The sequence below is a fragment of the Dyella sp. Tek66A03 genome (assembly GCF_052567735.1).
In genome coordinates this window covers 488,926-501,137 of record NZ_CP199584.1, presented here as the reverse complement: position 1 = coordinate 501,137, position 12,212 = coordinate 488,926, and the positions used below count along the sequence as shown (strand labels likewise).

Annotated in this window: 9 protein-coding genes; 3 read left to right on the top strand and 6 right to left on the bottom strand. The window is 65.0% G+C overall.

Going from position 1 to position 12,212, the window contains the following annotated elements:
- Positions 1-27 precede the first annotated feature (27 nt).
- Positions 28-621 (bottom strand): YceI family protein, encoded by a 594-nt coding sequence (locus ACT01B_RS02160; protein WP_445145759.1) that lies wholly within the window; start codon positions 619-621, stop codon positions 28-30.
- A gap of 58 nt (positions 622-679) precedes the next feature.
- A complete protein-coding gene (locus ACT01B_RS02155) occupies positions 680-1,273 on the bottom strand; it encodes a malonic semialdehyde reductase (RefSeq protein WP_445145758.1) in 594 nt (197 codons plus the stop codon).
- A 135-nt stretch (positions 1,274-1,408) separates the two neighbouring features.
- Between ACT01B_RS02155 and ACT01B_RS02150 the strand changes: the two genes are divergently transcribed.
- Positions 1,409-2,395, top strand: a complete 987-nt coding sequence (locus ACT01B_RS02150) for a mitochondrial fission ELM1 family protein (RefSeq protein ID WP_445145757.1) — start codon at positions 1,409-1,411, stop codon at positions 2,393-2,395.
- A 139-nt stretch (positions 2,396-2,534) separates the two neighbouring features.
- On the opposite strand, the gene glnE is transcribed toward ACT01B_RS02150, so the two are convergent.
- Entirely contained in the window at positions 2,535-5,375 is a 2,841-nt protein-coding gene (gene glnE, locus ACT01B_RS02145; protein ID WP_445145756.1) for a bifunctional [glutamate--ammonia ligase]-adenylyl-L-tyrosine phosphorylase/[glutamate--ammonia-ligase] adenylyltransferase, read from the bottom strand.
- 208 nt (positions 5,376-5,583) lie between these two features.
- Between glnE and ACT01B_RS02140 the strand changes: the two genes are divergently transcribed.
- Together ACT01B_RS02140 and ACT01B_RS02135 are read left to right on the top strand one after the other, a co-directional pair.
- On the top strand, positions 5,584-7,479 hold the full coding sequence (locus tag ACT01B_RS02140) for an LTA synthase family protein (RefSeq protein WP_445145755.1): 1,896 nt from the start codon (positions 5,584-5,586) through the stop codon (positions 7,477-7,479).
- 232 nt (positions 7,480-7,711) lie between these two features.
- A complete protein-coding gene (locus ACT01B_RS02135; RefSeq protein WP_445145754.1) occupies positions 7,712-7,996 on the top strand; it encodes a hypothetical protein in 285 nt (94 codons plus the stop codon).
- A 119-nt stretch (positions 7,997-8,115) separates the two neighbouring features.
- Here the strand turns inward: ACT01B_RS02135 and ACT01B_RS02130 are convergent, their stop codons facing one another.
- From ACT01B_RS02130 to ACT01B_RS02120, 3 genes are all read right to left on the bottom strand, one after another.
- On the bottom strand, positions 8,116-10,503 hold the full coding sequence (locus ACT01B_RS02130) for a TonB-dependent siderophore receptor (RefSeq protein ID WP_445145753.1): 2,388 nt from the start codon (positions 10,501-10,503) through the stop codon (positions 8,116-8,118).
- A gap of 196 nt (positions 10,504-10,699) precedes the next feature.
- Complete coding sequence (locus ACT01B_RS02125) at positions 10,700-11,692, bottom strand: FecR family protein (protein ID WP_445145752.1); 993 nt, start codon at positions 11,690-11,692, stop codon at positions 10,700-10,702.
- A complete protein-coding gene (locus ACT01B_RS02120; RefSeq protein ID WP_445145751.1) occupies positions 11,689-12,201 on the bottom strand; it encodes an RNA polymerase sigma factor in 513 nt (170 codons plus the stop codon). Before ACT01B_RS02120 ends, ACT01B_RS02125 begins: the two co-directional genes overlap by 4 nt.
- Between the last annotated feature and the right edge of the window lie 11 nt (positions 12,202-12,212).

Sequence of the window (12,212 nt, the reverse complement as noted above, 5' to 3'; positions counted from 1 at the left end):
GGCGCGGGCTTTGATCTATCGCAACGCTTACTTTGCCGCTTCGGCCTTCGGCACCGAGGCCTCGGTGGTGATGCGCACCTTGATCTCGTCGCTGACGTTCGGCACATAAGCGCCCACGCCGAAATCCGAACGCTTGAGGCTGGCGGTGGCATCAAAGCCCACCGTCGGCACCTTCATCATCGGATGCATGCCGCTCTTGTTGAGCGTGGCATCGAGCACCACCGGCTTGGTCACGCCATGAACGGTCAGGTCGCCCGTCACCTTGTACTTGTTGCCGCCCGCCGACTCCACCTTGGTGCTCTTGAAGGTCACCACCGCGAACTTGTCGGCGTCGAGGAAATCCGGCTTCTTCAAATGCTCGTCGAGCGCACTGACGTGCGTGTCGAGATTGGCCAACGGCAAGGCCACGTCCACCGACGACTTGGCCAGATCCTTTTCGTCAAACACGATCGTGCCCTCGCCGAGGCCAAGGTTGGCGGTCGGGTTGGAGAAGCCGAAGTGGTTCCAGCTGAAGAGAACCTGGGTGTGATTGGGATCCATCTTGTAGGTGACCGGGGCAGCCTGTGCGGTGACGGCTGCGCCGATCAGGCCGGCTAGAACGAGATAACGGAATGAACGCATGAATCTGATCTCCAATGGGTTTGGGGAAAGCACTTAATCGACAGCGAGTACGAAGTACTCAGACGATCCGGCAGGCTTCGTCGAAGGAAAGACGCGGACTGCGCGGGAACATGTCTCGGCTGGCATCGCCATAACCGATATTGATCAGGAAATTGGCGCGGACCGTCGTGCCCGCGAAGAATGCCGCGTCCACGCCAGCCGCGTCGAAGCCGGACATCGGGCCGCAATCGAGGCCAAGCGCGCGCGCAGCGATAATCACGTAGGCGCCTTGCAACGAACCGTTACGGAACGCGGTGCCGTCGATCAGCGGCTGGTTGCCCACGAACCAGCTGCGCGCGTCGGCGTGCGGGAACAGCTGCGGCAGCTTTTCGTAGAACGCGTAGTCGGTGGCCACGATGGCGGTCACCGGCGCCACCATGGTCTTGGCGCGATTGCTCTCGGATAGGAACGGCGCGAGCTTTTCCTTCGCTTCCTTCGACTTCATGAAGATCAGTCGCATCGGCGAGGAGTTCGCGCTGGTCGGTCCGAACTTGGCAAGCTCATACAGCTCGTGCAGCTGGGCGTCGCTCACGTCTTTCGGCAGCCAGGCGTTGAACGTGCGGGCGCTGCGGAACAACTGGTCGAGGGCGGCCTCGGAAAGCATCTCGCTCATGGGTATCCTTGTGATCGTGGCACGCCATACTGGGCGCAACAGTCCACAGTGTAAGCGCGGGCGCGGGCAAACAGGACCCTGGCGAATGGAACGTACTGTGCTGTTTCGAGTAACAATCGCCGGGGCGTCGCCCGCATGCTGAAGCGGAACGGCGACTGCTGGGTGATCACCGACGGCGCCGCAGGAAACCAGCGCCAGGCCCTGGCGCTGGCGGCGCGGCTGGACATGCCCATCCATCACCTGCAACTCGAACCGCGCGCGCCATGGTCCTGGCTGGCACCCCGCCTCGGCCTTGGCGCAAGCTTCGCCCTCTCTGACACACAGCGGCGGCAGTTCGAACCGCCCTGGCCCGCCATCGCCATCGGCTGCGGGCGAATTTCGGCGCTGTATACGCGACTGCTGCGGCCCAGGAGCCATGGCGACTGCTATACGGTGCAGATTCTTGATCCACGCATGGACCCTTCCCACTGGGATACCGTCATCGCCCCGCAACACGACGAACGGGCGGGACCCAATGTGCTGCATCCGGTGGGCTCGCTCAATCCCATCGACGATGCCTGGCTTGAGGACGCGCGCGAGGCCAACCCTGCCTTCGTCGATCTGCCACGCCCCCGTGTCGGCGTGCTGCTGGGTGGACCGCGCAAGGGCATCGCCGTGGATGCGGCTTACGTCGAAGTGCTGGTTGCGAAGTTGCTGGCGCGCCAGCGCGTCGAAGGCGGCAGCTTGCTGGTGCTGGCGTCGCGGCGTACGCCACCGGCGCTCGTCGAGGTCATGCGTCACCGCCTCGTCGGCGTGCCCGGCTTGACCTGGTCCGGCCCCGACGATGGCGGCAACCCCTATCCGGGCGTGCTCGGTTGGGCCGACCGTCTCGTAGTCACGCCCGACTCGGTCAACATGCTTTCCGAAGCCTGCGCCGTCGGCTGCCCCGTGCATACCCTGGTCACCTCGCCGCTGCCGGCGAAGATCGAACGCTTTCATCGCGCGCTGCGCGACGCCGGACGTTTGCATGCAGTCGACACCGTGGCCGCACCACCGCAATACCCCTTGCGCGAGACGGAAGCGATCGCCGCCACCCTGCGCAAGCTCATCGCGGCGCGCCAGGCGCGGCGATCAAGGGGCTGAGAGTCTGTGCAAGATCTTTGCGCGCGTACGGAGTAGGTATTCGCTCGGTTGTCACGGTTTCGCCAGGTCGCCCGCGAGGGTGGGCTCCTTCTCCCCGGAGGGGAGAGGGAGCTGGAGCGCGTAGTCGATGCGCCTGACGTCAGAAGGTGAAACCCAGTTCCAAGGTGACGGCGCTCACGCCGCTGCATAGACGATCCAGTTCGGCATCACGCGGCGCAATGCGCGAACGCAGGTCGAGCGTGCAGGCAAGCGCGCGATGCAGCAGTTCGGCATGGGCTTCGGCGAACATCCCGGCCTGGCCGCCGTCGAGCAGGCCCGCATTGCGGCACGCTTCGATCAGGCCGGCATTCGCGGTGATGTTGAGCAGGGCCGGATGTTCGGCCGCGTGCGCCAACACCAGGCCCTGCAACGCGAACTCGATATCGAGCAGACCGCCCAGGCCTTGCTTGAGGTCAAGCTGCACCGCATCCGAACGATTGCGCTCGGCACGCCAGCGCTGCCGCATGCTGCTCACCTCCTGCAACACCGCGGCGCGATCGCGCGGCGCCGCGAGCACGCCGCGCCGCACTGCGGCCAGCTCGGCGTGGAGCGAGGCATCGCCAGCCACCGGTCGCGCGCGCAGCAAGGCCTGATGCTCCCAGGTCCAGGCGCGACTCTTCTGGTACTCGGTGAACGACTCCAGGCTGCTTACCAGCAGTCCCTTGGAGCCGTCCGGACGAAGGCGCGTGTCCACTTCATACAGGCGTCCGGCGCGCGTGAGCACGGTGAGCCAGTTCATCACGCGTTGCGCCAGCCGCTGATACCAGCGCGAACCTTCCAGGGGTCGCGCGCCATCGCTCAGCAGGTGCGCGCGCTTGCCGTCGTACACAAACACCAGATCGAGATCGGAAGCGAAGCCGAGTTCTTCGCCGCCCAGGCTGCCGTAGCCGAGCACGGCGAAACCCGTTCCCTCGCCCGCCAGGCGGCCATGTTGTGCGACCAGCTCTCGCTCGGCCAGCGCGGTCACCGCCAGCACGATGGATTCGGCCAGCACCGCCAGGCGCCGCGCGGTGGCCACGGCATCGGCGCGCCCGTCGTTGAAGGCCAGCCCAAGGCGAAACGCCACACTTGCCTTGAATTCGTTGAGGCGCTCAAGTTCCGCTTCGGCCTCGCGCTCGTCCAGGGTGGCGAGCACGCGGATGATCTCGGCGCTGATGTCCGCCCGCTTGAGCGGCAGTTGGTCGATGCGCGGGTCGAGCACGTCGTCCAACAATAGTGGCTGGGCGATCACCCGCTCGGCAAGAAAGGCACTCTCGGCGAACAGGCGGGCGAGCCGCAGACGCGCCGCGGGCTGCTCCTCCAGCAAGGCCAGGTAGGAAGAACGACGCGCTACCGCCTGCACCAATCGGCACAACCGCAGCAGGCAAGGCGCCGGCGCGGCGCCGGCGCGTGCGACCGACAGCAGCTGAGGCATCAGGCGGTCGAGCTGCTCGCGCGAACGCTGCGACATGGCGCGCACCGATGCCGCCTGCGACAGCTTCTGTACGGCTTCCGCCACCTCGGCGCCGGGCGTGAAGCCCGAGGCTTCCATCGCGGCGGCATCGAGCGTCTCCGCACAGGCCCGCTGCCACAGCGCGACATCCGCCACGGGGGCGCTGGCCGTGCGGCCACCTTGCGGCATCAGTACTTCGGCGAACTCTTCGCTGACATGGGCGCGATGCTGCGCCAGCTGAAGCTCCAACTCCTCCCACGAGGCATGTCCGAGTCCCAGTGCGATGCGCTCGCGGCTCAAGGCATCCTCGGGAATATCGTGCGTCTGCGCATCGCGCAGCATCTGCACGCGATTCTCCACCCGACGCAGGAAGATGTAGGCCTCGCGCAACGCCCGCGCACGGGCCGCGCTGATATGTCCACGCGCCTCACACGCGGTGAGTGCGGGCAGCAGCCCGCGCACACGCAGGCTGGGCTCGCGTCCGCCGCGAATCAGCTGCACCAGCTGCACGACGAACTCGATTTCGCGGATGCCTCCCGGCCCCAGCTTGAGATTGTCCGCGAGATCCTTGCGTGCCACTTCAGCGTCGATCAGCGCCTTCATCTCGCGCAGGCCGGCGAACGCGGTGTAGTCGAGATATCGGCGATAGACGAACGGGCGCAGCAATTCCTGCAGCTGCTTGCCGCCATTGCGATCGCCTGCGACAGGGCGCGCCTTGATCCAGGCATAACGCTCCCAGTCACGCCCTTCGCTCTGGTAGTACTGCTCCATGGCCGAGAAGGGCAGCGCCAGCCGCCCTGCGTTGCCAAACGGCCGCAGGCGCAGATCCACGCGCGCGCAAATGCCATCCACCGTAGGTTCGTGGAGCAGGCGCACGAGTTGACGCGCCAGCCGCACGAAGTACTCGCTATTGTCGAGCGAACGGGCGCCGTCGCTTTGCCCACTATGTGGATAAGCCAGCACCAGGTCGATATCGGACGAGAAGTTCAGCTCGCTGCCACCGAGCTTGCCGAAGCCGACCACCACCATGCGCTGCAATACACCTTCGTGACTTCGGCTGTGGCCATAACGGGTCGCCATGGCGCGTTCCGACCAGCTGAGCGAGGCACCTAGCAGCGCTTCGTAAAGCACGCTGGTGGCGGACAGCGTCTCGGGCAATTCATCCAGGCCATTGACGTCACGAAACACCAGCCGCAACGCTTCCGCATGGCGAAAGCGACGCAGCTCCATCAGGCAGGTGGCCTCATCGTCGGTCAGCTTCAGCGCGTCGATACGCGCGCTGGCATCGCTACTCGAGCGCAGTCGTTCCAACCCTTGTGGCGCCAGCAGTTGCGGCTGGCGGAACCAGGTATCGAACGCGAAATCGCTGGCCAGCAGGGTACGCCGGATGCGCTCGGCGACACCGGCGTCATCGTGCAGCGGCACGCCCATGGTGCGGCAACGGGCAGCCAGTTCGGCGTAGCGATCGTCGATCAGCGCTCGTAGCGCGGGAGATTCCAGGGCAGGCATCGGCGCATTGTGCCGTAAGTGCCCGCCGACTACCCGACAACCGGGCCACGACGCCCAAAGGGCACGACCCGCATCGGTGCGGGGGCGCGCTCTTACCGCACTGAGCCATATGCATCCACCCTGCCCCGGCGCTCAATGATTCGTTCATACCCAAGCCGTTACATTCCGATGTCCGAGCCATGACAGCCATCTGCAGGATGCCGTGACCATGTCAGCGACTCCGCCCGCGCCGGGTGCGCGCTCCATCTCTATTCGCCTGGCCGTCATTGTCGTGCTGGTCCTGGCGTTCACCCTGCTGACCGGTCTGGTCGACGGCGGCGTCGGCGTGAGCCCCGCGCAAGCACTGATCCAGCCAAGCTTCCTGCTGGCCAACGCGCTGCCCGGCTTGCTGCTGGCGGCGTTGCTGCTGGTGCTTAGCCGGCGCGCGCTGCTGTCGTTCGGCCTCGCCTTTCTGCTGCAGGCGCTGGTGTACGGCATCAACAGCCTGAAGGTGAACCATCTGGGCACGCCGCTGATGCCGGCCGACTTCCACATGCTCGGCCAGCTGCGTCGTGGTGGGCTGCCGTTGCTAGGCAGTTATATGCCGACGAGTCCCTGGCCGTACTTGTGCGTGATCGGCTCGGTCATCGCGATGCTCATCGCGTGGCGCATCGAGCCGCCGCTGTTTGCGCGCCGCACACGCGGCAAGCGGCTGTGGTCGGGCGTGTCCCTGCTTGCGTTGCTGGCCACCTTGCTCGCCGGCATGCCGGGCTGGGCGAAGATCTACGGAGGCGGCTACTTGTGGCTGGAACCGTGGTCGGCTTCGGCAACCGCCGATCATTCCGGCCTGGTCAGCTCATTGCTGATGTTTCACTTGCACCAGGGCCATGCAGGCAAGCAAGCCGACGCCAGCGCCGCGCAGCAGTTGATCGAACGTTCCAACGTCGCCTTACGCGCACGCCTGAAGTCAACGACGCAGGATCAGGGTGAAACACCGGATATCGTCGTCGTACAAAGCGAGTCGTTCTTCGATCCTTCCATCCTGAAGGGTTACGAGCACACCGACCTCATACCCCATCTTCGGCGACTCGCCACACAGGGCGAGAGCGGCCCCCTCCACGTCCCCACCTTTGGCGGCGGTACCATCCGCACCGAGTTCGAGGTACTGACCGGGCTCTCGCTGCGCTACTTCGACGACCTGCAATTTCCCTACCTGCAAATGAACAACAAGATCGTGCCGAGCCTGGTGCGCACGCTGCGCGCTCACGGCTACGAAACGATGGCGCTGCATGGCAATGATCCTGGCTTCTGGAACCGCATAACGGCGTTCCGCGCCATCGGCTTCGACCACTTTGCATCGCGCGCGGATTTCCCCACCCGTGCCGCCATGGATGGACAGTACATGGCCGACAGTGCCATGACCGAGGCGATCATGGACCGGCTCAAGGACGCCGGGCCACCGCAGTTCCTGTTCGCCATCAGCATCGAAGCGCACGGACCCTACGATGTCACCCCGGCGGACGTCGCTGCGCGCGATGCCATGCCCGTTCCGGATGGCATCACCGGCAAGCACAAGCGCGAGCTGCAGAACTACCTGTATCACCTGCAGCATGCCGACCAGGAGCTTGGCCGACTGGCCGACCTGCTCGCCAGGCGCGATCGCCCCACCCTGCTGCTGTTCTACGGCGATCACCTGCCCGCCCTCACGGACACGTTTCACAGCGCCGGCTTCATCGATGGCAAGGACATGCTGAGCCAGGCCAGCACTTGGCTGCTGGTCAATCCGCGCAACCCTATACCGGCCATGCATGAGGCACTCGCATCGTGGATGTTGCCGGGACGCCTGCTCGAGCAAGCGGGCATCCGCGACGATGCCTACTTCGCGCTTACCCAGGTCATCGCGCCGGAGCTGGTGGCGCTGACGCAAGCGCCAGGCGCGTCGCCAGCGGCTGGGGAGGGAGTTGGGAATGCGGCCGACGAGGACATGGCGAACGTCGCCTTGCTTCGCTTCAAGGGCAAGCTGGAGCCGATGCTGCCCAAGGCCGAGCTACAAATCGCGGAGGCCGGCGAGGTTGAAGCCGACGTGCCGGGCGAGTCCTTCGACGCCGCCGGTGCCCGGCAGTGATCGACTGCCATGGTTTGGACGTCCATACAGTTGAGCTGGGCGGCCGTTCTCCGAGCTTTTCAAGCGGCCTGGGGCACATGCTTGATACGACGCTAGGCGAAAATTCACGGATCTGTCTGCTTGCTTAAGACACCCCATTTCGTTCAGGTTCGGTAGTGCGAGCAGCGTCTAGCGTTGGTCCCAGCCCCGAAGCAACGTCTTCGACGGCACATCCCCATTGGAGGTTTACCTCATGCGTAAGACCATGCTTGCCGCCCTGCTCGTCACCGCTGCTTCCATCCTGACCGTGCCGGCTTTCGCCCAGACCGCCGCCGCGACCAAGACCGAAGCGAGCACGACCGCCGGCGCGACAGCGCAGGACACTGCCAAGACGGCCGATCAGACCGCCACCAAGGCGGCCGACACGGCCACCCACGCAAGCCACAAGGCCACCAAGCAGCACACCAGCCACAAGGCCAAGGCCGCTGCCGGCGACGCCACCACGACGGAGGCCGGCGCCAAGACCAGCGGTGAATAAACGCCCCGCTCGATGAAACGAAAAGCCCCGGGAGGGAACTCCCGGGGCTTTTTCATGACGCGGAAAAGTCACTGCAACGTACCGAGCCGCCTGTGCTGCCACGCTGCGCAGGCGCCATCCTAGAAGTCGTAGCTGCCGGTTAGCAGGAACGTTCGGCGGGTGCGGATAGGCACGAACGTTTCGTCGAAATTTTCCGCGTAAAGACGCCGGACCAAAAGATTCTTCACCCCCAGCGTCAGGCGCCAGCGATCGGTGCGATACGACACGTTGGCAGACACTTCGGCCTGCCCTGGAATCGTGAAGTAGCTTTCGCCATCCAGGCTCTGGCCCAGCGAATGACTGCGGGCGAGCACGCCGCCGGCAACACCCCAGCCGTGCAAGGCCTCCCCCTGGAACCCGTAGCTGGCCCAAAGGTTGAAGCGCTGGCGCGGTGCGCCGGTTGCCGCCGTACTGTCGTGGTTGCTGATCTGCGCGAACGTGTAGCTGCTGCTGAGGTCCAGCCCCGGCGCCACCCGACCGGCAAATTCCAGCTCCGCACCGCGATTGGTCTGACCGGGCCCCAGCTCGGCGAAGTTTGGCGGCTTCGGCGACACCAGCACGTAGCTGTGATCGAGCATGATGCGGTACAGCGATACGGTGAGTCGCGCGCGCTGGTCGAACAGATTGAATTTGGCACCCGCCTCCAGCTGGCGCGACAGCGCCGGCACCAGCGGGCGGCCGTTTTCGCCGAGGAAGGACACCGGCTGGAAGCCGCTGGCCATGCTGCTGTAGAGCGCCACGTCAGGGGTGAGTTTGTAGACCAGTCCGACGTTGGGCACCCACTTCGTGCGGTGCGGATTCCACGGATGGCCATCCGTGTCTTCGGTCGACACCTCGTAGGCCGCGCGGCGCACGGCGGCGAGCACGCCCCAATGCTCGCCCAGCGCGATCTGGTCCTGCAGAAACAGGCCGCTATCGATCGACCATGGCGTACCGCCCAGTGGGAGGTTGTCGGCCGGCTGGATCACCGACCCTACCGAGGGCAACGGGGCGCTGGTGAACAAGTTGTACTGCCCGCCGTCGTACCCATGCAGAAAATCGTCACTGTGACCGATGCGCGAACGTGAGTAGTCGAAACCCACGGTCACCGTATGCGTCACCTGTCCGAGGCCGAACACGCCAACGAGATCGTTCTGCAGCGAGTAGTAGGCATCGTTGTAGCGGTAGGCCTCGGCCAACGCGTCGGCATTTCCATTCGGCGCGGGGTTATACAAGGTCCAGCTTCGCTGGTCGTTTCGCTGTCGCACGTACTGGCCGCGGCTGCGCCACGTCCAGCTATCGCCCAGTTGCTGGTCTAGCAGGTAATAAAGGCGGTCCGTCTGGTAACTGGCGTAGTCACTCGGGCTGCCGGTCAGCCGGCCGAAGGGCGAGGCAGACGACAGGCTGCTGTTCAACAGCACGACGTGATCGGGAATCGGTAGTCGATTATCGATGCGCTGCACGCCGACGACGAGCTGAGTGGACTTGCCGCGCCAGCCGATCGACGGCGCGAGGTACGCACTGCGCCGGTGGCGATAACCCTGCGGCGAGCGATCGGCGTACTCGCCGGACAGCACCAGTCGATAAGTCAGCCCTGGGGTGCTGCCGAGCGGGCCTGCCAGATCCAGCCCCGCCTGCGTCTCGCCCTGCTCGCCCACCGCATAGCTGATCTGACGCACCGGCTCGCTTTGCGGCTGCTTGGTCGTGATGTTGACCAGGCCGCCGAAATTGCCGCCCGTGGTATCGCCCAGGATCGACTGCGGCCCTTTCAGCACCTCGACCCGCTGCACGCCGATAAGCGGCGGATAATCGCCCGATCCGGCGATGCTGTTGGGCATGCCGTCGGTCAGGCCATTGCCGGTATAGAAGCCGCGAATCTGGAACAGCGGCAAACCATCCGAACCGTCGATGTACTGCACGCCGGCGACATTGCGGACCGCTTCGGCCACGGTGAGGATCTGCTGGGAATCGATCAGGTCGCGCGTGACCACGCTGATCGACTGCGGTACGTCGATCAGGTACGCATCGTTGCGTGTCGCGATGCTGCTGAGTTCAGCCATATAGCCGACATCGCGATCGACCATCGCATCGGTGTGTACCGGCGCCAGCTCCTTCACCTGGGAACGATCAGCGGCTTGCGTGGCCGAAGCGATGGCACGCGGCCTCACCACCACCGTGCCGGCATCGGTGAACTCATAATTCAGGCCGGTGCCCTGCAACAGGCGCGATAACGCCGCTTCGGCTGAGAGGCTGCCGCTCAATCCGGGCGAACGAAAACCGACGATGGCGCCGCCAGCGGTGAGTACCTGCACATTGGCCTGCTTGCCGAAAGCAATCAACGCGGCGGCCAGCGATTGCGCGGAGATCGCAAAATCCACGCAGGAGTCGGCTGATGCCGAACGTGCAGCCGCCATCACGGCGCCGGACGCCAACAGGTTCATCGCCATGGCGAGGCTGCCGTAGAAAAGCAGCTGCGCGCGCACCGTCATGGACCCCGCTTCTCCCTAAGCGAAAACGGGCAGTGTGACATGCGTCCGGGATTTTTTGGCAGCGTAGCGACGCTATGAACGATGGCTGTCGCCGACCTTGCGATGCCCGAAAGGAAAGACGTTGATGCCTCTGACGAGACTGCGGTTATCGAGCGCATGCGTGCGCGGTCGATGAGCGCGTGTTGAAGCGATCTACCTAGCGCTCGCCATTGCGTCCCGCGTCGGACAGTATCGTCTGACTGCCCGCATCGCGAACCTTGACGGGAAGCACCTGCGGCAGTGCGTGCAGCCAATCGTCGATGGCATCGGTCTTCACCGTACCGGTGAAGGTAAGCGATTCGAGATATGCATCCTCGATGTGCACCGGCCGCGTGCGGTAACGGTTGATATTGGCCACCACGACCGCAAGCGATTCGTTGTCGAACTCCAGTCGGTCGTTACGCCATGCGGTGGCGCGCGCCAGGTCGGTGCTCGACACGCTCAGGGCCGCACGCCCTGGATCGTAGGACACCAACTGCCCAGCCACCGCCTCCAGGCCGTCGCCCGTGCGATCGGCGCGATTGAAAATGCGCACACGTCCTTCAGTCACGGCGATGGTGACGTGATCGCCCGTGCGACGCACATCGAACGCCGTGCCTACGTCGTGGATCGCCAGCTTGCCGGCATTCACCACAAAGGGACGCCCCGCGTTGTGCGCGACCTGGAAGAACGCCTCGCCTTGCGCCAGCTCCACCTGGCGTTGATCGCGGCTGAATTGCGCGGTCAGCGTGGTCGCGCCACCTAGGGTGACGGTGGTGCCGTCGACCAGGGTGATATCACGCCTTGCGGCCACTTCGCTGCTGTAGACCTGTGGCGCCAACCTGCTGCCGCGAAGGCTCCATGCGACGTAGCCACTCATCAAAGCCATGCCTACTACCGCCGCTGCTATCGCCAGCGGGAGCCAGCGGCGGTGCGCCGCCTCGACCGGCGCGAACTCGGCCACCAGTTGCGCGCGCGAGACTTCACCCAACGCGCTGAGCCGCTCGGCCAGTTCCGTAACTTTCTCGAAAGCGCGCAGATGGCTGGCATCGGCCGACGTCCATGCCAACCACTGTTCCACGGTCTGATCGGCGGCAGCAGGGTCGCGCAGGCGCACCCACCAGTCCGCGGCGGCGTGCATGGTCTGCTCGTTGAACGTGTCGGCCTTCATGGCATCTCCAGTTCGTCCACCCGCGCCCGGCAATGCGCCAGGGCGTTGGCAACGTGATAGCGCACCATGCGCTCGCTGATTTTCATGGCTCGTGCAATAACGCCTATGTCGCAGCCGTCGATGACATGCATGACAAAGGCGCGACTGGTCTTGGCCGGCAGTTCGCGCAATGCCCGGCGCAGTCCGTGCAATTGCTCGGTGGCCGAGGCGTGACGCTCGGGAATCGGCGCGAGGTGGACGTCTTCACTTGGCGCCTCGACAGGATGCTCGTGGCGCACCTTGCGCATGCGCAGGCGATCGACCGCCAGGTTCGATGCGGTCCGAAACAGATACGCGCGCAGCGAATCCACCTGCTCGGGATGTTCGAGCGTGAACATGCGGATATACGCCTCCTGCGCGACCTCCTGCGCATCGGAGAGCGAATTGAGGCGGCATTGCAGGAACGCGACCAAGGCACGGTTGTGGTCACGAAACAGCGCTGCGATCTGCGCAGCATGTGCCGGCACCATGGGACTCCTGT